The following is a 21,104-nucleotide window of genomic DNA, read 5'->3' as shown; positions in this document are numbered from 1 at the left end:
CAAAGAGCTGTTTCATTCACATGGATTGTAATGTTTGTTGATGATATTCACTATAACTGTGATTCACGCTAGATCAAGCATCACAGCTAGATACGGGTTTATTGATACACAACAGGAACCGACGTTATCACATCCATTATGATGAGGAATTCTCACAACAAAGTAACGGATAACGCTCGTGATTAACAAGATTCGTACTCAATTAGTTCAAAATGCAGCGTCAATTTTGCGATCTCCAGTCCACTTATTACCTCCAATCGTACAAAAAAAAGCCTTATTAGAGGGACTTAAAACCGTATTTAAAGAATCCCTCGAAGAGGGGGATTTTGATTTTCTGGAAGATAAATGGTTGAAAGTAGAGATAAAAGATATGCTACTTTGTTGGTATGTCAGCTATCAGAATGAGCGTCTGATGGTGGCTGATGGCGCGGTGGAGCATGACGTCAGCTTTTCTGCTAACCTGAATGACTTGGTGTTGATCGCCGGGCGGAAAGAAGATCCTGATACCCTGTTTTTTCAGCGGCGTTTGTCAATTGAGGGAGACACGGAGCTGGGACTGGAAGTCAAGAATCTGATGGACAGCGTCGATCTGGATTTATTACCCAGAACGCTGCAAATTTTACTCGAACAACTGGCCGATTTTGTGCAAAAGGGCTTACAATCCCCGATAACACAAAATGAGGTAATGAATGCTTATTCGAACTGAAGCTCCGGCAGACATCCTGGCGATCGATCGCTTGTTGAAATCTGTGTTTGACACCGATGCCGAAGCGCAATTGGTGATGTCTTTGCGTGAAAACAGCCGTCTGACGCTGTCTCTGGTCGCGTGCAGCGATGAGGGCGAAGTGATTGGTCATGTGATGTTTACGCCGGTGACGCTCAATGGGGAAGACCTCAATTGGCAAGGGCTGGCGCCGTTGGCGGTGGCTAAGGCGCATCGTGGTCAGGGGATCGCGTCTGCCCTGATTAAAGAGGGTTTTGAGTCTCTGCTGATGTTTGGTTATCCGGTATGTGTGGTACTGGGCAATCCGGATTATTATCAGCGTTTCGGTTTTAAACCCGCCGAACAATACCAGATGCGCTGCCCATGGGATGTGCCGGTCGGCGCTTTTCAGATATGTGAGCTGGCCGAGGGCATGCTGAATAACCGCAGTGGCCTGATAGAATACAGCCCGGAATTTACGCAATAGCCCGGTGCGGGTCGAAAAGGGGCTCAAGCCCCTTTTTTGTTATCTCCATCCATGTACAGCCCAATGACAGGGAAAGGCACAAGGCTTGTGACTTTTTCCCCATTAATTTGATAGGATGAGCGCCTCACATCAGGTAACACGACTATGTCCAACACCGAGACTCAATATTTATCCGAAATGGGAATCCAGTACTGGCAGTTGACGCATCCAGAGCGGCTGACGGGCTACCAGGCTACTCAGGTGGATTTACCCGAATCCTGTCAGCTGCTGCTGGTCGCCCCCTCATGCCCGCGAGGCGAGACCGCCGCCATGTTTGCGCGTGTGTTGAAAAGCATCAAGCTTGAGTTGGGACAGGCGCGGCATATTCTGCCTGACGATTTTAGCGCTATCAGTGAGCAACATCTGAAATGGATCTGGTTTGCCGGATGTGATGTTCAGGCGGGCATTGATGCTCACGTCCTTCATACTCCGATGTTGAGCGACATTGATGGCAATAACACGCTACGCCGTGCGCTGTGGCAGCAAATCTGTTCTTATCAGTAAATTATCATGACCCAAACTCGCTTAATGCCGTTAGCCGCCCAACACCTTGACGCGGTGTATCGGATCGAAACCCAAGCTCATACACACCCTTGGTCACACAATTTGATCCGCGATATTAACAGCCGTGGAGGCTGCCATCATGTACTGCTGGCCGAAGAACAGGTCGTCGGCTACTTTTACGCACAGAATATTGTTGGTGAAGTCACGCTGCTTAACCTTGCCGTTGATCCGGCCTGTCAGGGACAAGGCTACGGTAAAATGCTGCTGGACGGGTTTCTTGAGTTGTGTCAGCAACTGAGCGCCGACAGTGCCTGGTTGGAAGTGCGCGAGAGCAACCAACGAGCCTATCAGTTATACGACCTAGCGGGTTTCCATGAAGTGGATCGGCGCCGCAACTACTACCCAACGCAATCCGGTCACGAAGATGCGATCATCATGAGCTATCTGTTTTTCTGACCGTCGCCATCCAAAGTTGCCCCGAGCAGCAATATAAGCGAAAATACCGCGCAAAATTAAATCGCATTGCTAACTGACGGCCCGGAGCCGGCTTTTTTCACCCAGTTAGCCCAAGAGAAGACCATTTCCATGTCAAACGCATTTTTGAGTGAAGTGTCCAAACGTCGTACGTTTGCGATCATTTCGCACCCGGACGCGGGTAAAACCACCATTACTGAAAAAGTTCTGTTATTCGGACGTGCCATTCAGACCGCCGGTACGGTTAAAGGCCGAGGCTCGGCTCAACATGCCAAATCTGACTGGATGGAAATGGAGAAGGAACGGGGGATTTCGGTTACCACATCGGTGATGCAGTTCCCGTACAACGAGTGCCTGGTGAACCTATTGGATACGCCAGGACACGAAGATTTCTCGGAAGACACCTACCGTACGTTGACGGCGGTAGACTCTTGTTTGATGGTGATCGATGCCGCGAAAGGTGTTGAGGACCGGACCCGTAAACTGATGGAAGTTACTCGTCTGCGTGATACGCCGATCGTGACGTTTATGAACAAACTGGACCGCGATATTCGTGATCCAATGGAGCTTCTGGACGAAGTCGAAAGCGAGCTGAACATCGCGTGTGCACCGGTGTCGTGGCCGATTGGTTGCGGTAAAGAGTTCAAAGGGGTGTACCACATTCACCGTGATGAAACGATTCTGTACACCACAGGTCATGGGCACACGATCCAGGAACAGCGCATTGTGAAAGGCCTGGACAACCCTGAATTGGATGAGGCCATCGGTGCCGAACTGGCGGAGCAGTTACGTGAAGAGCTGGAGCTGGTTCTGGGAGCGTCGCATGAATTTGATCGCGAACTGTTCCTGAGCGGCGAGCTGACCCCGGTTTTCTTCGGTACGGCACTGGGTAACTTCGGTGTGGACCACATGCTGGATGGTCTGACTGAATGGGCGCCAGCCCCTCTGGCACGTCAGGCAAATGAGCGTGAAGTAGAAGCGAACGAAGAGAAGTTCTCTGGCTTTGTATTTAAGATTCAGGCCAACATGGACCCGAAACACCGTGACCGAATTGCGTTCATGCGCATCGTATCGGGCACCTACACTCAGGGCATGAAAATGAACCACGTGCGACTGGGTAAGCAGATCAACATTTCCGATGCTGTGACCTTCATGGCCGGCGATCGCTCCCGGGCGGAGAACGCTTATGCCGGCGATATCATCGGTCTGCACAACCACGGTACTATTCAGATTGGTGATACCTTCACGCAAGGGGAAGCACTGAAATTTGCGGGTATTCCTAACTTTGCTCCAGAGCTGTTCCGTCGCATTCGCCTGAAAGATCCACTCAAGCAGAAACAGTTGCTTAAAGGTTTGGTGCAACTGTCGGAAGAGGGGGCAGTACAGGTGTTCCGTCCGCTGCAAAACAACGATTTGATCGTGGGCGCGGTGGGGGTACTGCAGTTTGATGTTGTGGTGGCGCGCTTAAAAGCGGAGTACAACGTTGAAGCTATCTATGAAGGCGTAAATGTGGCCACGGCACGTTGGGTTGAGTGTGACGACGCGAAGACTCTGGAAGAGTTTCAACGTAAGAACCAGGCAAACCTGGCGCTTGATGGCGGCGATAACCTGAGTTACATCGCACCGACGATGGTGAACCTGAACCTGGCTCAGGAACGTTTCCCGGACGTCCAGTTCCGAGCGACTCGCGAACACTGAGCACGACATCCCGGCCTGTGGACCGGGATTTGGACACTAAAAAAGGTGATGCCATGGGCATCACCTTTTCTATCGTTTTCAGTTTGAGGTTACTTCTTTTTCTTCGCCACTTTCTTTTTGGTGCCGGTTGCTTTTTTCGTCGCCGCCTTTTTCTTATCGTCTTTTTTCTTTTTCTTAAACACCGGCTTCTTGTGTTTAGGACGCAGCTCTTTGATGAAACGCTCTTTGATGTCTTCTTTCACGTAGCGGGCAACCCGGTCCATCATGGGTTGGTCGTGTGCTTCGACCAGAGAAACCGCATTGCCTTTTTTCCCGGCGCGGGCCGTACGACCGATGCGGTGCAGATAAACATCGGCACTGCGCGGCATATCGTAGTTGATCACGTGGCTGACGTCGGGCAGATCGATACCACGCGCTGCAACGTCGGTGGCGAGCAGGACATTGACGTCACCGTTACGAAAACGGCTGATGGCGTTATTCCGGCGATCTTGTGGCATCTCACCCTGAATCCAGGCACATGGGATCTGGGCGCTCTCCAGTTCAGCACGTAGTTCTGCCAGACGTTCGCGGGTTTTGAGAAACACGATAGTGCGTTCTGCTTGCTCGGTAATGATGGTTTTCAGCAGCGCCAGTTTGTGCTCCATGTCGTCGGCACGGTGATACCACTGGGCAATCTTCTTGCGTTCGCGACGTGACGGCTCGGCGTCCACTTCGGCCGGCTCTTTGAGCAGATCCGCAGTAAAGCCTTCCACCCCTTTGCCTTCCAGTGTGGCGGAGAACAGCAGCGTCTGTTTGCGCCAGCGACACTCAGAGGACAGCCGGTCGACGGTTGGGCCAAAGCCCATATCGAGCATGCGGTCGGCCTCGTCCAGGATCAGCCATTCGATCGCGCGACAGTCGAAACGCTCAGCCTCAATGTATTCCATCAGACGCCCGGGGGTCGCGACCACGATGTCTTGTGTGGTCGCCAGAATGTCCGCATGTTCCTGATACTGAACACCACCGGTGATGGTAAAAATGTTCAGTTTGGTGTGCTTGGCCAGCGCACGGGCCTGATCGGCCACCTGCATCGCCAGTTCGCGGGTCGGCGTCAGGATCAGCACTCGGGCCGGTCCTGGTTTTCGGCGCGGAAAATCGCTCAAAAATTGCAGTGCCGGCAGGACAAAGGCGGCGGTTTTTCCGGTACCGGTTGGTGCTGACGCCAGAATGTCGCGACCTTCCAGTGCTTCAGGAATGGCTTGGGCCTGAATCTGGGTTGGACGGGAGTAGCCCATCTCTTCGATGGCCGTCAATAGATTCGGATCAAGATCGAGGTCGGCAAAAGTTTTGATCACTGTGGTGTCTCCGCGAGCCATTCGGCGCTGTTGAGTGAATTTAAAGGGCGCATAGTATAAAGCCATTGCTAAGTAGGGTCACAGGTTATTTCTACATCTTCAAATAAAATTCTCGCGTCAGTTCGATAAAGGCCTGGCTGTAATCCAAATTTTCCCGGATGGTTAACTCGCTCACCTGACAAGGTGCGGCGGAGCGAGCCAGTTCGAACAGTAAGCGGTGGACCGGTTTGGTGTCTGACGGTTTGACCCGACATAAGCGGGTGACAAACCAGCCGGATTGTTCGGCTTGACGGATAAATGCCTCGCCTTCGCTGTCGGGCAGAACGAAACTGGCACATCCGTTTGGCGTCAGCAATTCAGCGCAGCGTGCGATCAACGCCTGATGGGAGAGACGGTCAGTATGACGAGCGGTGGCGCGCTGTTGGTGCTGTGACTGCTCGCCGCTGTTGAAGTACGGAGGATTGCACACGATGGCGTCGAAGCTGCCGGTTAGCGGTATCGACAGAATGTCGCCTTCGAGTATCTCAATCCGTGCCTGCCAGGCTGAGTTGGTGACGTTGTGCTGCGCTGCGGCAATGGCGTTGGGCTCAATGTCCACCGCCGTTACATGCGCATGCGGTTGTCGCTGGGCACACATCAGCGCCAGTAGCCCGGTGCCCGTGCCGATATCCAGTATGCGTTCAGCGGGTTCGATGTCAGCCCAGGCTCCGAGCATCACGCCGTCTGTGCTGACCGGCATGCCAGACTGACCGCCCTCTATCGAGAACTGTTTGAACGAAAATCCTTTAGTTTTTAGTGGCGTGGCTTTCATTTTTTATTTTGCTACCGATCGGTTATTAAGTATTTACAACTATTGTTAATAAAATGTTTGGTGAATTGTTCTATTCTTTGGTGGAAAAATGTGCAATTAAGATGGCGTATAATATTGGTTTTTTGATTTTTGTTAGTATAACTGACTGCTTTTTTACTTTTGTAATAAATTAATATAGTGTTTTTTTATCACGGGTTGCGAATTGATGATGCATTCGTCATTATTCGCACCCCGGATCTCTGGATTCGCTCGCATCAATTAGGTGCGTGGATGCATACACAACAACATATTTGACTATAACGATAAGGGCTATCTGTGAAGCAGACTTTAAAACTAACAGATATTGTTGCAATCGGCTTTATGCTGTTTGCGTTTTTCCTGGGTGCCGGAAACATCATTTTCCCACCATTTGCAGGGCAACTTGCGGGTGACAACCTTTTACCGGCAATGACAGGTTTCCTACTGACGGCGGTCGGACTGCCTTTGATCACCATTATTGCCATCGCACTGGCGGGTGGTACATGGGAACACATGACCAAAGATTTGCCCAAGCGTGCAGCGACCATTATGGCGGTGCTGATTTTCATCATTATCGGGCCAGCATTTGCTGCGCCGCGCACCGGACTGGTGGCGTACGAAATGGCGGTTAAGCCATTTATGCTTGACGCCGGTCAGTTCCAGCTAACAGCTTTTTCTATCATTTTCTTCATCGTAGCGATGGTGTTTGCCTGGTTCCAGGGACGACTGATCGACATGATTGGTAAAGTTCTGACCCCGGTACTGTTTCTTGGATTGATCGCGCTGGCCGTTGGCGTATTTATGAATCCTCAAGGGGACATCGTGGCGGCGCAGGGAGAATACCTGACCCATCCTCTGCAGAAAGGCTTCCTGGAAGGTTACAACACCATGGACACGTTCGCCTCACTGATGTTTGGTGTACTGATGGTGGATGCGCTGCGCGGCAAAGGCATTACCGAACGCGCTGCCACTACTAAGTACCTGATCAGTGCTGCCTTCATTGCTGCCGCTGGACTGGCGTTTGTCTACATTTCGCTGTTCTACCTGGGCGCAACCAGCTCGGTTGTCGCTGCCGGAGCTGACAATGGCGGTGTGGTGCTGAGTCAATACGTTCAGGCGCTGTTTGGCTCTTACGGTCAAATCGTTCTGTCGGTCATCGTGCTGCTGGCGTGTCTGACAACCGCGATCGGCCTGATCTCGGCGTGTTCGGATTACTTCAGTTCGCTGACGCCGCTGTCGTACAAAACCTGGGTTATTATCAACGGCGTTGCGTGCGCGGTGGTGGCCAACGTGGGTCTGTCACAATTGATTTCTCTGTCTGTGCCAGTGTTGTTTGCGCTTTATCCGGTGGCGATCGCGCTGGTGGCACTGACTTTCCTGCGCAAGAAGTTGCCAAACCCGAAAATGGCGTACCGTACGGTGATGCTGGTTTCTCTGCTGTTTGCAGCCATCGATGGGGCCAAAGTGGCGGGCATGGATGTCTCGATGCTTAACATGCTGCCATTATTCGATGTGGGAATGGCCTGGCTGTTGCCAACCGCACTGTCGATTGTGTGTGTCTTCTTTATCGGTTCGAGTGAAAAAGAGCAACTGGCCGACGACATGGCCTAATCCAATCAGCGGTTGAATATCAAAGGCCGGCGCTATAGCGCCGGCCTTTTCTATAGCGATTAGCGAACTCTAATTTTTCCTGTATCTTCATCACATTTTTCAGTAGAATTCTTCGGTTAAATTCTACACGAAAGTGCAAAGCAAACATGTTTGAAATCAATCCTATTAAAAACCGTCTCCAGGACGTGTCTGAGCGCACGAATGTCCTGAGGGGGTATCTTTGACTATGACGCCAAAAAAGAGCGTCTAGAAGAAGTCAACGCAGAATTAGAACAACCGGATGTCTGGAACGAACCTGAACGTGCGCAAGCATTGGGTAAGGAACGTGCTTCTCTGGAAGCGGTTGTGGAAACCATTGAGCAACTGGAGCAGGGCGTCGACGACGTGGAAGGGCTGCTTGAGCTGGCGGTGGAAGCCGACGATCAGGAAACGTTTGACGAAATCGAACCTGAACTGGCTGAGCTGGAAGAAAAACTGGCACTGCTCGAGTTTCGTCGTATGTTCGCTGGCGATCATGACAGCTCGGATTGTTATATTGACCTGCAAGCGGGCTCCGGTGGTACTGAGGCTCAGGACTGGACGAACATGATGCTGCGGATGTATCTGCGCTGGGCTGAAGCCAAAGGCTTTAAAGCCGAAGTGATCGAAGTTTCCGAAGGTGAAGTGGCGGGTCTGAAATCGGCAACGGTCCGTATTTCGGGTGAATACGCGTACGGTTGGCTAAGAACGGAAACCGGTGTGCACCGTTTGGTGCGTAAATCACCGTTCGACTCCGGCGGTCGTCGTCACACTTCATTTGCGTCTGCGTTTGTTTATCCAGAGGTTGATGAAAACATCGATATCGATATTAATCCGGCGGATCTGCGTATCGACGTGTACCGTGCGTCGGGCGCGGGTGGTCAGCACGTCAACACCACGGAATCTGCGGTACGGATTACCCACCTTCCGACCAATACTGTGGTGCAGTGTCAGAATGACCGTTCGCAGCATAAGAACAAAGATCAGGCGATGAAACAGCTGCGCGCTAAGCTGTTTGAACTCGAGTTGCAAAAGCAGAATGCGGAAAAACAAGCCAACGAAGACGCCAAATCCGACATCGGTTGGGGCAGTCAGATCCGTTCTTACGTACTGGATGATTCCCGCATTAAAGACCTCCGTACCGGCGTTGAAAACCGCAACACTCAAGCGGTGCTTGATGGCGATCTGGACAAATTCATTGAAGCTAGCCTGAAATCAGGTTTGTAAGCTTTTCACCGACTAACGACAGGATACATCGAAAAATGACTGATGCTGTTCAAAACGAAACTGTACTAGAAGAAAACAAACTGATTGCTGAACGCCGCGCGAAACTGGATGAGATCCGAAAGAGCTGCAAAGCAAACGGTCACCCAAACGACTTCCGTCGTGACAGCCTGGCGGGCGATCTGCAAAAAGAGTTCGGTGAAAAGAGCAAAGAAGAGCTGGAAGCGTTGAACCACGTCGTGGCGATCGCAGGTCGTATCATGGCGAAGCGTGGTCCATTCCTGGTCATTCAGGAAACTTCTGGCCGCATTCAGGCTTACGCCTCGAAAGATGTTCAGAAAGCTCTGAAAGAGCAGTACCAAGGCCTGGACATCGGTGACATTATCGGTGTGAAAGGTGCGCTGCACAAGTCAGGCAAAGGCGATCTGTACGTGAACATGGAAGAGTATGAGCTGCTGACCAAAGCATTGCGTCCTCTGCCAGAGAAATTCCATGGTCTGACCGACCAGGAGATGCGTTACCGTCAGCGCTACGTGGATCTGATCGTCAACGAAGACTCTCGTCAGGCGTTCATCATCCGTTCTAAGCTGGTGTCTGCGATCCGTAACTTCATGAGCTCGAAAGGGTACCTGGAAGTTGAAACACCAATGATGCACGTGATCCCTGGAGGCGCAACGGCGCGTCCGTTCGTCACGCATCACAATGCACTGGACATCGACATGTTCCTGCGTGTCGCGCCTGAACTGTACCTGAAGCGTCTGGTAGTCGGTGGTTTTGACCGTGTGTTTGAGATCAACCGTAACTTCCGTAACGAAGGTCTGTCGCCACGTCATAACCCAGAATTCACTATGATGGAATTCTACCAGGCATACGCTGACTACAAAGATCTGATGGATCTGACCGAAGAGATGCTGAGTACTGTGGCGATGAACGTACTGGGTTCAACCTCAATGCCATACGGCGATGAAACGGTTGAATTTGGCGGCAAATACGCGCGTATGAGCATGTTCGAAGCGATCAAACACTACAACCCGACTCATGAACAGATCCAGGCGCTGACGGAAGCTGATCTGCAAAACCGTGAGTTGATGGTGTCGATTGCGAAATCAGTTCATGTTGAAGTTGAAAGCTTCTGGACCTGTGGTCAGTTATTGGAAGAGATCTTTGGTGAAACCGCTGAACCAAAACTGATTCAGCCAACCTTCATCACGGGCTACCCGGCGGACATTTCGCCGTTGGCACGCCGCAGCGATGACAACCCGTTCTTCACTGACCGTTTTGAATTCTTCATCGGCGGCCGTGAAGTGGCGAACGGCTTCTCTGAGCTGAACGATGCTGAAGATCAGGACGCACGCTTTAAAGCGCAGGTTGATGCGAAAGATGCGGGTGATGACGAAGCCATGTACTACGATGCGGACTACATTACCGCTCTGGAACACGGCCTGCCTCCTACGGCCGGTCAGGGTATTGGTATCGACCGTTTGGCCATGTTGTTTACCAACACGCACACCATTCGAGACGTTATCCTGTTCCCGGCTATGCGCCCACAGGCTTAAATTTGAGATTGAAAAAACCACCTTCGGGTGGTTTTTTTTCATCTTAGGTTTGCCCTATTACCCGTATTGGGCCTTTTATCGCCTTCCTGAAGCAGAATTCGCCCGCCATTTTGACCAAGAATATGAACTTGTATTAATAAAAGTCATGGTAAAAGCACTATTACATGTCTAGTCTTAACATTGAGACAGATTATCTTGGCGAGTCTCGATAATGTAACGGCTCGCAGTGAAGTGCTCTGTAATGAGCACGTAATACTATAAAAATTGATATAAGGAACAGAAAAATGGGTAATCAATTCCGAATGGATTCTGTCCCTGGTTCACTTATCGTTGTTGGTGGTACATATGAACCCTGGCTCTCAGTTTTGGAGCAGGTTGGCTGGCGTTGCACTCAGTGCGCGGATCTGCGTAAAGCAGATGCTTTGTTCACCGAAACCGGACCTTGTATTGGTATCGTTGACCTGAGTCACGATGAATTCAGTCTCAACGGTATTGCGAATCTGGTCAGTAATCATAAGCAGGTGCGTTGGCTGGCGTTTATTCGTGAGTCGCAACTGAGTTCAGACACCATCTGCCAGTTTATCGTTAACTTCTGTATCGATTTCTTCACCGCTCCGATCCCTGATGCCCAGTTGCTCAGCACCATTGGCCACCAATTAGGTATGCTGAAGCTGGAGAAGAAAGTCTGGCCGCATTATGGCTCGACCAGCAATATGGGGCTGATTGGCGACTCGATCCCGATGAAACGTCTGCGTGATCAGATCAAACGTATCGGTCCGACCGACGTTAGCATTCTGATTTACGGTGAAAGTGGTACTGGCAAAGAAACCGTCGCGCGGGCTATTCATAAAACGTCATCCCGAGGCAATCGCGAATTCATTTCAGTTAACTGCCGAGCCATGTCCGAGCGCAGTCTTGAGGCCGATCTGTTTGGCATAAATCTGGAGGAGGGCAGTGATGCCTCTATGCTGGAGCGTGCTGACGGAGGAACCATTTTGCTGAACGACATCCTGACACTGCCCAAGTCTCAGCAACTGAACCTGCTGCGTTTCTTACAAGAAGGTACGGTAGAGACAGCGGCTGGTCGCAAAGAAGTCGATGTGCGTATTTTGGCGGCCAATTCCGCCGATATTGAAAAAGCCTTGATAGACGGTGATTTCAACGAAGAACTCTACCACTACATTAATGTACTGCGAATCAATGTCCCGAGCCTGAAAGAGCGGGCGGGAGACATTGCGATCCTGGCGCGTCATTTCCTGCAGGAATACTCGAAAGAGTTCAATGCGCAGGCGCGCAGTTTTACCGAAGACGCAACCCGGGCCCTGACTCGTTATCACTGGCCGGGTAATGTGCGCGAGCTGATGAATCAGATCAAGCGCGTGGTGCTGATGTCTGACTCCGTGATGATTGACGAGTTGCAGCTCGACTTACCCAAACGCAGCGACGGCAAACGCAGCCTGAAGAGCATTCGTGAACGTAGTGAGCGGGATGCTCTGCTATTAGTACTGGAGTCGCACTCTGGTCAGGTTTCGATGGCGGCGAAAGAACTGGGTGTTTCCCGCGCCACCATGTACCGTCTGCTCAATAAACACAATTTGATCACAGAAAGTTCTGTCTGAACGCGATCAATACCGATTACTGTCCTTGGGCTGCCTGAAAAGGCAGCCTTTTTTATTGACCGATTATTTTATTAGTTGAATATTGTTCAGGTGAATATGTTATTCCTGATTGGCATATGGTTTGAATATCAGACGAAAAATTTATTTTCTCAAAGAATAAGAATATTTGGTTGAATATTCATCTGGTTTGCTTAGAATTTAACCGTGAGCACAGCTCCACATCTAACTCTTTCAATGGATTAATTTTTTCGACCAGGAGGCGCAAAATGAAACATCTATCTGTATTCATCCAAGTTTGCGCTTCTGCGATCGTAGCCCGAGATATGGCGACTTTTATTTGCCGTAACGACGCTATGTCTGATCGTAAACCTGGTACCGATAACTAATTGATCCGTAACCTTTTAGGCTGCGGAAAATAGCAGCCTGACGGGTAAACCCCAAGTTGTACTCCCATTTTTCCAGACTGCTATTTTCCCAGTAACTTACTCTTAATCTACTGGAGAAATACCATGAGTCATTCTGTCTACCTGAAACTAGCCACCTTACTGGTACGCGCTGATCTGAAACGTGAAGAACGAGTTTGGAAACGCAAGTTGCGCCGTAGCGCTCACGATTTACCGTGGAACAACGTCCATCTGCTACGAGACATCGGTTTGGAACAAGATGGCCGTCCGGTCGGTATGTCTGAACCTGATGCAGTTAAAGCGGAACGTCGTGTGCGTCATCTGCGTCGAGTACTCAGTGCGCGAATACCTACGTAATCTGACCGGGTCAGGTGCTGATACCTGACCCGGAACCCTTTATGGGCAAGGATTGGAGTAAGTCGTTCCGATCTGCTGAATGCCCTCAAGCAACTCCTGAGTTAATTCGACTTCAATACTGTCAATGTTCGACTTCAATTGTTCCAGGTTGGTGGCTCCAATTATATTGGCGGCCACAAACGGACGTTGATTGACAAATGCCAGCGCCATCTGAGCCGGATCCAGGCCGTGCTCACGCGCTAAATCGACATACGCTTGCGTGGCTTTGACGCCTTGTGGCGTAAAGTAGCGGACAAAGCGTTCAAATAAAGTGCAGCGAGCCCCTTCCGGACGCGCACCGTTGAGATATTTACCGCTCAGGCAACCAAACGCCAGTGGCGAATAAGCAAGCAGCTGAACGCCTTCAAAGTGACTGATTTCCGACAAACCGACTTCAAAGCTGCGGTTGAGCAGGTTATAGGGGTTCTGAATTGAGACGATGCGTGGCAGTTCGTGCTTTTCGGCCAAACGCAGCAGTGTCATCACGCCCCACGGCGTTTCATTCGAGACACCGATATAACGCACTTTACCGGCTTTAACCAGGTCACTCAGTGCTTCAAGGGTTTCAATCAGTGTGACTTCATCCTGACTGTCTGGATGAGGATAGTTGAGCTGGCCGAAACAGTTGGTCTGACGCTGAGGCCAATGCAGTTGATACAGGTCGACGTAGTCGGTTTTAAGACGGCGTAGGCTGTCGTCAATTGCCTGATGGATATTGCGTCGATCGAGACTCATGTGATCTCGGATGTACGGGACATTACGAGGCCCGGCAACCTTGGTCGCCAGCACTATTTTTTCACGTTTCCCCGACTTTTCCAGCCAGTTCCCAATAAACTCTTCCGTGCGTCCCTGAGTTTCCGCTTTGGGTGGCACTGGATACATTTCAGCCGTATCAATGAAGTTCACTCCGCGCTCAAGTGCGCAATCCAGCTGGCTGGACGCTTCCGCTTGTGTGTTTTGCTCACCGAAGGTCATCGTGCCAAGGCAGATCTTACTGATTTCTAACGTTGAATGAGGCAGCTTGGTGTATTGCATAGTCCTTCCTTGCTTGTTGTGATTCTCCCACTATAGGGGAAGAGTTTGTCTGAGGGGAAGCAGAAACAGACGGGATTCGCAAAAACAGATGGCTTAGCTAAACTTTGTGCTAAGGAGGTGATTTATGCAGAGACACCAACTGGATAAGTGGATTCACGCCCCGCACAAAGATAGTTATCAACCGCCGAAAGTGTTTGTTATCGGATGTTCTGATTTGTCCCAGTATTTGCTGGCGGTTGAATTTAAACACCGACTGGAGCCGATCAAGCAAGCGGGTGAAACGCTGCACTTCGACTCTATTGAGCAGGTCAAAGAGGAATTGATCCGGCTGGGGGTAGAACGGGCGTACTTGCGGCTGCATAACGCCTATGATGAGTGCGGCAGCCCCGATGGCCAGTGTTATTGCGATATTGAGTTATCACTGGCGAACCACATCAGTCATTAGCGCATCTGGTGAGCTAAGAGAGAAAGTTCCGTTGCAAAATACGGGCAGTAAACTGCGTTCGCAGATAGAACCCGCGTGGCAGGGTTTTGATTGGCCGGCCTGTGGCGCCATAGGCTTCGGTGACCACCCGGCCGTTGGCCGCTTTGGGGCGTAGCTGTAGCACCTCACCATGACGGGCGGTGATCTGTTCCACCTGACCCAGCACGATCAATTCCATCAGTTCTTCCCAATCTTGTTTGAGCTGCGCTTCTTCATCAGCGTCTGGCGACCAAAGTAAAGGTGAGCCCACCCGTCGTTCAGGCAGGGGAATTTCACGTTCGCCTTGCACGGGTACCCACAGGATACGCGACAGTTTATTGCGTACATGGCTGTGTTCCCAAGTCAGGCCATGCACCCCGGTCAGTGGCGCGACACAAACAAAGGTGGTTTCGAGCGGTTTTCCGCTATGGCTGATCGGAATACTCTTCAGTTCGATACCCAACTGGGCAAAATCTTGGGTCGGTTTGCTGCCTGCGGTGGCACCCAGATGCCATTCAAGCAGTTGTCCGACCCAGCCTTTGTCGCGGCGTAAATCCGGCGGGACGGCCATACCCGCTTCCTTTGCCAGTTCTGCAAATGAGTGGCCGGCAATGCCCATAGCGCGTTCGAGGAGTTCTTGTTCTGACTGAGGTTCTGGTTTCATGACTGTTTCCGCCGGCGATCATCCGCAGTATGGTAACAAATTTTTCCAGCACAACGGAATGGCGAGTGTTGTCCCGGGAATGGTCAGATAACGATCGTTTTGCCCAAAAGATCATCTATTCATAACTTATCCACAGAGTGTGGCGTCGAAAACGCAGGATTACGGAGGTCTGGATCAATAAACAGGGGTTTTAACCTCAGTTTAGGGTTGATTTTTCTGACGTGATGCTGAAGTGTTCACTACTGATGTGGATAAAATCGTCGTTGGTGGATCTTTGACCGATCTGTGTGGAAAGGAGATGAGATATCACGCTGGGTTTGAAAATAAACAAAGAATACATTTAAGGTTATGATATTTAATATTTTTTGTTTTTTGTTTTTTAGGTGACCTCACAGGTCATCTCGGCAGTGTATTTAAAATGATCACTTTCTCATTGATTCTACACATGGTTATGCACAGAAAAGGTGAATAAATGTGGCGTAGCTCTCATCCTGCTGTTGATAACCACGGTTTGGTGTAAAAGTTATTCAATATGCGCAGTGAACACAATAAATCACGCCTCAATCACACAAGGAAGTTTGCTCATATTGGGGATATGTGGAAAAATCACTGTTATTAAAGATTTTATTAGAGGTTGGCCAGTGATAGATGGCGATGGTTACCGCTTAAATGTGGGAATTGTAATTTGTAACAACCATGGTCAGGTCTTCTGGGCAAAACGATACGGACAACACTCTTGGCAGTTTCCTCAAGGTGGCATTGATGATGGCGAAACTCCTGAGCAAGCCATGTTCCGGGAGTTGTATGAAGAAGTGGGATTGACGAAGAAAGACGTCAAGATCATCGCAACCAGTCGTCATTGGCTGAGGTACAAGCTTCCCAAGCGTTTGGTTCGCTGGGATTCCAAACCTGTCTGTATCGGCCAAAAACAGAAATGGTTTTTATTGCGTCTAGAGTGCGAAGAATCGCGCATTAATATGCAGCGTGGTAATTCCCCTGAATTTGATGGTTGGCGTTGGGTCAGTTATTGGTATCCGGTCAGACAAGTGGTTTCTTTTAAGCGCGATGTTTATCGTCGGGCAATGAAGGAGTTTGCCTCGATGGCAATGCCGTTTCGTGAACGTAAACTGAAAGGTAAACGCAAACACAAAAGAGGATAGGCATGCTTTCTCAACTAAGGGAAATAGTTGAACAGGTTTCCAAAGTGGAAGACGTCCATCAGGCGTTGGATGTTTTGGTGAAGCAGACATGCCGTGCAATGAGCACGGAGTGTTGCACTATCTATCTGGCAAACGAAGAGATGCATCGCCTGGAGCTGATGGCCACACAAGGTCTCAAGTTCAAAGGCGATAAAATTCATATCGATTTTAATGAAGGTCTGGTGGGATTGGTGAAGCGTTCTGCTGAACCTATCAACCTGGCTGAAGCTTCCAAACACCCCAATTTCAAATACTTCTCCGAACTGGGGGAAGAGGTATACCAAAGTTTCCTCGGCACGCCCATCATTCACCGCAAACAAGTGCTTGGTGTGTTGGTGGTACAACAGAAAACACCGCGTCAGTTCAGTGAAATGGAAGAGTCTTTTCTGGTTACTCTGGCGGCCCAGTTGGCGGTGATCATTGCCCACGCGCAAACCCAGGGTTTGTGGAAGCTGAGCAAGCGACAACAGGCGATCAAAGGCATTCCAGCATCGGCGGGAATTGCCATTGGCCAGTTCTGGTGGGACGACACTCAGCCGCAACTTACTGATGTGTATCCGGCGTCGACGTTGAATGTCGAACAAGAGCAGGAGTGGTTGCTGCTGGCAGTGGAAGCTGCGCTGAGTGATTTCCGCCGGATGCGCAAGAAACTCGACAGCGAAATCAACAAAGATGCATTGGCGATCTTTGATCTTTTTACTCACTTGCTGAATGACCCGATGCTGCGCGGCGATTTGAAAGCGCAAATCCAGAAAGGCGAGCGCGCTGACTGGGCGTTGCGTCAGGTAGTGGAAACTTACTCGAACCGTTTTGCGCGGATGTCGGATGTCTACTTACGCGAGCGGGCTCAGGACATTCGAGAGCTCGGGCAGCGGCTGCTGTATTTCCTGCACAATACCGAAAATGAACAGCAAGAATTTGAACAACCGGTGATTCTGGTGGTGCGAGAGCTGACCGCTTCCTTGTTGGCGTCGATTCCAAAAGATAAGCTGCTGGCGGTTGTGTCGCTGGAAGGGGCGGCTAACTCGCACGCCGCTATCCTCTCGCGGGCGCTCGGCATTCCTGCGGTGATGGGCGCCACGCTCAATCTGAAAAATCTGAACGGCAAGCTGGGGATTGTTGACGGCTACAGTGGCAAGATCCTGATTTCGCCAAACAAACAGTTGCTGCGTGAATACCGTGCACTGGCGGCGGAAGAGCGCGAGTTGGCCAGCATGGTCAACAAGCGCATCGAAGAGCCCGCCTGTACTCAGGATGGAGAACGGGTGCAGGTGTTGCTCAACGCGGGGTTAAGCGCGGATGCCAACATTGCTGTGAACCAGGGGGTTGACGGGGTCGGGTTGTACCGAACGGAAATCTCTTTCCTGCTGCAACACCGTTTTCCTTCTGAAGAAGAGCAAACCCAGCAGTACCAGGCGGTGTTGGGAGCGTATCCGGACAAACGGGTGGTGATGCGGACGCTGGATGTTGGCGGTGACAAAGCGTTGCCGTACCTGCCGATAGAAGAGGACAACCCCTTTCTTGGCTGGCGTGGGATCCGCTTTACGCTTGATCATCCGGATATCTTCTTGATGCAGCTTCGGGCAATGATGAAAGCCAGTGCAGAATATCAGAACTTGAGTATACTGCTGCCGATGGTATCAGGGGCGAAAGAGCTCGACGACGCGTTAACGCTGATCCATCAGGCGTATCAGGAGGTGTCGGTCATCGATGAACGGATCGTGATGCCGCCCGTTGGCATCATGATTGAAGTACCGTCGATACTTTACTTGCTGCCACTCATTGCCACGAAAATCGACTTTGTTTCGGTTGGGACCAATGATCTAACCCAATATCTGCTGGCGGTGGATCGCAATAATTCCCGCGTGGCAGATGTGTATGAATCGATGCATCCGGCGGTGGTGATGGCACTGAAGCAGATCCAGTCGTGCTGTGAGCAACTGAAGCTGCCCGTCTGTGTGTGCGGTGAGCTGGCCGGTGACCCGATCGGCGCGCTGCTGCTGGTAGGGCTGGGGTATCGCACGCTGAGTATGAACACGTCGAACGTTGCCCGGGTTAAATACCTGTTGCGTCATTCCGCTGCACAAGAATTAACAGCACTTGCTGACAAAGCGCTGATGCAACCCTACGGGGATGCCATTTACAATATGTTGCAGCACTTCTTTGAACAGAAAGGCTTCGCCGGCTTCATTCGTGCCGGGAAAAAATAAGGTAATCACTTGAACGTTGAATTTTTGCTGCTGTTGCTTCTGCTCGGCTCTGTGGTAGGTGTGTTGGCTGGGCTGCTGGGCATTGGTGGTGGCCTGGTGGTGGTACCGGCACTGCTGTTTCTGCTGCCGATGGCTAAGGTTGACCCTGCCATCGTGATGAATATTGCTTTGGCGACCTCCCTGGCCAGCATCATCGTGACGTCCGGTTCGTCGGCACTCAACCACCTCAAGCTGGGTAATGTCGATATGTTTGTCGTCAAATGGTTGATGCCGGGAGTGGTGATTGGCGGGTTTGTCGGCGCGAATATCGCGGAATGGATCCCGGCTCAGTACCTGCCGAAAATCTTTGGTGTCATTGTCTTGCTGCTGTCGCTGCAGATGTTGCTGTCGCTGAAAAACAGCAAACATCGCGACATGCCAGGTACACTGGCGACCATGTGTTACGGAACCGGGATCGGTGTGGTATCGAGCCTGGCTGGTATCGGCGGCGGTTCGTTGTCGGTGCCGTTTCTCAACCGTCACGGGGTCGAAATGCGCCGTGCTGTCGGCTCATCATCAGTGTGTGGTTGTGTGATCGCGATTTCCGGTATGACCGGGTTTATTCTGCACGGTTTCAGCAGTGATAACTTACCGCCGTACAGCTTGGGCTATGTTTATCTGCCTGCATTGGCGGCCATCGCGGCAACGTCGATGCTGACCACACGCATTGGTGCTCGTTTGGCCACTCGGATGCCGACCGCCGCACTCAAGAAAATTTTTGCCGTGTTTTTGATGTTTGTTGCCGGAACTATGTTACTGCAATGACATCTCACTCTTAATACCTATTTCAAGCAAGAGAAACGTTTTATGTCTCAGGAATACTTCCAATTTCCTAATATTGATCCTGTTCTGGTCACGATAGGCCCTTTGTCGATACGTTGGTACGGTTTGATGTATTTAGTTGGGTTTGCCTTTGCTTTGTGGCTGGCTAACCGCCGGGCTGATAAACCAGGCAGTGGCTGGACCCGAGAGCAAGTATCGGATCTGCTGTTTGCGGGTTTCTTGGGAGTCGTGATCGGTGGCCGTATCGGTTACGTGATGTTCTATAATTTTGGTCTGTTCCTCGACGATCCTCTTTACCTGTTTAAAGTCTGGACCGGCGGAATGTCATTCCATGGTGGCCTGCTTGGTGTGATTGCTGCGATGGCCTGGTATGCGCATCGTCAAGGCCGGACCTTTTTTGGTGTGGCCGACTTTATTGCGCCGCTGGTGCCGTTTGGCCTCGGGATGGGGCGACTGGGTAACTTTATGAATGGTGAGCTTTGGGGACGGGTAACAGACGTGCCATGGGCGATGGTTTTCCCCAACGCAGGTCCTCTGCCGCGCCATCCGTCTCAGCTGTATGAACTGGCACTGGAAGGCATCGTGTTGTTCTTCATTCTTAACTGGTTTATCAAAAAGCCTCGTCCACTCGGGTCGGTATCAGGGCTATTTTTACTCGGATATGGTACATTCCGCTTCCTTGTCGAGTTCGTCCGTGAGCCGGATGCGCAACTGGGGCTGTTTGATGGCGTGATTTCAATGGGGCAAATCCTGTCGACGCCGATGATTCTGGCCGGTCTGTTGATGATCATCTGGGCTTACAAGCGTGGACGGTACAAAGACGGCGTTGCAGCAAAGTAGTAAGGAATCCAAGTGAAACAGTATTTAGACCTCTGCCAACGTATTGTTGATCAGGGCGTATGGGTTGAAAACGAACGCACCGGTAAACGTTGCCTGACGGTGATCAATGCCGACCTGAGTTACGATGTCGGTCACAATCAGTTCCCGCTGGTGACCACGCGTAAAAGCTTCTGGAAAGCCGCCGTAGCCGAGCTGCTTGGCTACATCAGAGGTTATGACAATGCGGCCGATTTTCGTCAGTTGGGCACCAAAACCTGGGACGCCAACGCCAACTTGAATCAAGCCTGGCTGGATAACCCTTATCGTAAAGGTGAGGATGACATGGGGCGGGTTTATGGAGTGCAGGGGCGTGCCTGGGCGAAGCCGGATGGGGGGCATATTGACCAGCTCCGTAAGATTGTGGATGACTTAACCCGCGGTGTTGATGATCGCGGTGAAATTCTTAATTTCTACAACCCGGGTGAGTTTCATATGGGATGCCTGCGTCCGTGTATGTACAGCCATCACTTTTCCCTGCTGGGGGATACCTTGTTCCTCAATAGTACGCAGCGCTCATGCGATGTGCCGCTGGGTCTAAACTTCAACATGGTTCAAGTCTATGTGTTTCTGGCGATCATGGCGCAGATCACCGGCAAGAAACCAGGCGTGGCGTACCACAAAATCGTCAACGCGCACATTTATGAAGATCAGCTGGCGCTGATGCGCGACGTGCAGCTTAAGCGCGAACCGTTTGCGGCACCTCAGTTTAGCATCAACCCGGATATCCGCTCTTTGGAGGATTTGGAGACTTGGGTAACGCTGGATGACTTTGAGGTGACGGGGTATCAATGCCACGACGCGATCAAATACCCGTTTTCGGTCTAAGCCGTAATTCAACACAAAAAAGCCAGCATCCGCGCTGGCTTTTTTGTTCGTCAAATGTACCGTCCTAAATAAGCTTGACTGAGACAAAAAAGGCCCCAGTATTGGGGCCTG

Annotated in this window: 20 protein-coding genes; 16 read left to right on the top strand and 4 right to left on the bottom strand. The window is 51.0% G+C overall.

All coding sequences use genetic code 11. The features are described from left to right. The first annotated feature begins 178 nt into the window (after window positions 1-178). From ubiT to prfC, 5 genes are all read left to right on the top strand, one after another. On the top strand, window positions 179-706 hold the full coding sequence (gene ubiT / locus CAG64_RS07045; protein WP_021705655.1) for a ubiquinone anaerobic biosynthesis accessory factor UbiT: 528 nt from the start codon (window positions 179-181) through the stop codon (window positions 704-706). Then, complete coding sequence (locus CAG64_RS07040; RefSeq protein WP_161447735.1) at window positions 690-1,190, top strand: GNAT family N-acetyltransferase; 501 nt, start codon at window positions 690-692, stop codon at window positions 1,188-1,190. Before ubiT ends, CAG64_RS07040 begins: the two co-directional genes overlap by 17 nt. A gap of 144 nt (window positions 1,191-1,334) precedes the next feature. Continuing rightward, complete coding sequence (locus CAG64_RS07035; RefSeq protein ID WP_021705653.1) at window positions 1,335-1,733, top strand: DNA polymerase III subunit psi; 399 nt, start codon at window positions 1,335-1,337, stop codon at window positions 1,731-1,733. Window positions 1,734-1,739: 6 nt separating this feature from the next. Further along, entirely contained in the window at window positions 1,740-2,189 is a 450-nt protein-coding gene (rimI, locus tag CAG64_RS07030; protein WP_161447734.1) for a ribosomal protein S18-alanine N-acetyltransferase, read from the top strand. A gap of 129 nt (window positions 2,190-2,318) precedes the next feature. Beyond that, window positions 2,319-3,905: a peptide chain release factor 3 gene (prfC, locus tag CAG64_RS07025; RefSeq protein ID WP_161447732.1), complete on the top strand. Its 1,587-nt coding sequence runs from the start codon at window positions 2,319-2,321 to the stop codon at window positions 3,903-3,905. 89 nt (window positions 3,906-3,994) lie between these two features. Here the strand turns inward: prfC and srmB are convergent, their stop codons facing one another. Both srmB and CAG64_RS07015 read right to left on the bottom strand, forming a co-directional pair. Beyond that, the gene (gene srmB, locus CAG64_RS07020; RefSeq protein ID WP_040902727.1) at window positions 3,995-5,239 is read right to left on the bottom strand and encodes an ATP-dependent RNA helicase SrmB; all 1,245 of its coding nucleotides are present in this window, start codon (window positions 5,237-5,239) and stop codon (window positions 3,995-3,997) included. 91 nt (window positions 5,240-5,330) lie between these two features. Further along, complete coding sequence (locus tag CAG64_RS07015) at window positions 5,331-6,050, bottom strand: tRNA1(Val) (adenine(37)-N6)-methyltransferase (protein ID WP_161447730.1); 720 nt, start codon at window positions 6,048-6,050, stop codon at window positions 5,331-5,333. A gap of 315 nt (window positions 6,051-6,365) precedes the next feature. On the opposite strand from CAG64_RS07015, the gene brnQ reads away from it, so the two are divergent. The 5 genes from brnQ (at window position 6,366) to CAG64_RS06990 (ending at window position 12,857) form a co-directional block, all read left to right on the top strand. Further along, window positions 6,366-7,679 carry a branched-chain amino acid transport system II carrier protein gene (brnQ, locus tag CAG64_RS07010; protein WP_021705648.1) on the top strand — a complete coding sequence of 438 codons (1,314 nt, stop codon included), beginning with the start codon at window positions 6,366-6,368 and terminating at the stop codon, window positions 7,677-7,679. 146 nt (window positions 7,680-7,825) lie between these two features. Continuing rightward, a protein-coding gene (gene prfB, locus CAG64_RS07005) for a peptide chain release factor 2 (protein ID WP_156008732.1) occupies window positions 7,826-8,924 on the top strand; the annotation gives its coding sequence in 2 pieces (ribosomal slippage) (window positions 7,826-7,900 and window positions 7,902-8,924; 1,098 coding nt in all). A 35-nt stretch (window positions 8,925-8,959) separates the two neighbouring features. Then, the gene (lysS, locus tag CAG64_RS07000; RefSeq protein ID WP_021705646.1) at window positions 8,960-10,477 is read left to right on the top strand and encodes a lysine--tRNA ligase; all 1,518 of its coding nucleotides are present in this window, start codon (window positions 8,960-8,962) and stop codon (window positions 10,475-10,477) included. Between the two features lie 284 nt (window positions 10,478-10,761). Further along, on the top strand, window positions 10,762-12,096 hold the full coding sequence (vpsR, locus tag CAG64_RS06995; protein ID WP_161457951.1) for a cyclic-di-GMP-binding transcriptional regulator VpsR: 1,335 nt from the start codon (window positions 10,762-10,764) through the stop codon (window positions 12,094-12,096). Between the two features lie 509 nt (window positions 12,097-12,605). Further along, entirely contained in the window at window positions 12,606-12,857 is a 252-nt protein-coding gene (locus CAG64_RS06990; protein ID WP_021705644.1) for a hypothetical protein, read from the top strand. A gap of 39 nt (window positions 12,858-12,896) precedes the next feature. Here the strand turns inward: CAG64_RS06990 and CAG64_RS06985 are convergent, their stop codons facing one another. Beyond that, window positions 12,897-13,931, bottom strand: coding sequence for an NADP(H)-dependent aldo-keto reductase (locus CAG64_RS06985; RefSeq protein WP_021705643.1), 1,035 nt, complete (start codon window positions 13,929-13,931; stop codon window positions 12,897-12,899). Between the two features lie 124 nt (window positions 13,932-14,055). Here CAG64_RS06985 and CAG64_RS06980 point away from each other — a divergent pair, with 124 nt between their 5' ends. Continuing rightward, a complete protein-coding gene (locus CAG64_RS06980; RefSeq protein ID WP_021705642.1) occupies window positions 14,056-14,376 on the top strand; it encodes a DUF6482 family protein in 321 nt (106 codons plus the stop codon). Window positions 14,377-14,389: 13 nt separating this feature from the next. On the opposite strand, the gene mutH is transcribed toward CAG64_RS06980, so the two are convergent. Further along, entirely contained in the window at window positions 14,390-15,058 is a 669-nt protein-coding gene (gene mutH, locus CAG64_RS06975; protein WP_021705641.1) for a DNA mismatch repair endonuclease MutH, read from the bottom strand. Window positions 15,059-15,699: 641 nt separating this feature from the next. On the opposite strand from mutH, the gene rppH reads away from it, so the two are divergent. From rppH to CAG64_RS06950, 5 genes are read left to right on the top strand one after another with little or no spacing between them, the layout of a single operon-like run. Beyond that, the gene (rppH, locus tag CAG64_RS06970) at window positions 15,700-16,218 is read left to right on the top strand and encodes an RNA pyrophosphohydrolase (RefSeq protein WP_021705640.1); all 519 of its coding nucleotides are present in this window, start codon (window positions 15,700-15,702) and stop codon (window positions 16,216-16,218) included. 2 nt (window positions 16,219-16,220) lie between these two features. Then, a complete protein-coding gene (gene ptsP / locus CAG64_RS06965; protein WP_161447379.1) occupies window positions 16,221-18,467 on the top strand; it encodes a phosphoenolpyruvate--protein phosphotransferase in 2,247 nt (748 codons plus the stop codon). A 9-nt stretch (window positions 18,468-18,476) separates the two neighbouring features. Next, entirely contained in the window at window positions 18,477-19,271 is a 795-nt protein-coding gene (locus tag CAG64_RS06960; RefSeq protein WP_021705638.1) for a sulfite exporter TauE/SafE family protein, read from the top strand. Between the two features lie 42 nt (window positions 19,272-19,313). Next, window positions 19,314-20,129: a prolipoprotein diacylglyceryl transferase gene (gene lgt, locus CAG64_RS06955; protein ID WP_021705637.1), complete on the top strand. Its 816-nt coding sequence runs from the start codon at window positions 19,314-19,316 to the stop codon at window positions 20,127-20,129. A gap of 12 nt (window positions 20,130-20,141) precedes the next feature. Next, window positions 20,142-20,993, top strand: coding sequence for a thymidylate synthase (locus tag CAG64_RS06950; protein ID WP_021705636.1), 852 nt, complete (start codon window positions 20,142-20,144; stop codon window positions 20,991-20,993). The last annotated feature ends 111 nt before the right edge of the window (window positions 20,994-21,104 follow it).

Origin of the sequence: Vibrio sp. V38_P2S17PM301 (assembly GCF_009904845.1) — a bacterium.
Classification (GTDB): Bacteria; Pseudomonadota; Gammaproteobacteria; order Enterobacterales; family Vibrionaceae; genus Vibrio; species Vibrio proteolyticus.
Note: the sequence above shows the minus strand (reverse complement) of the source record. Positions and strands in the feature narration are given on the sequence as shown.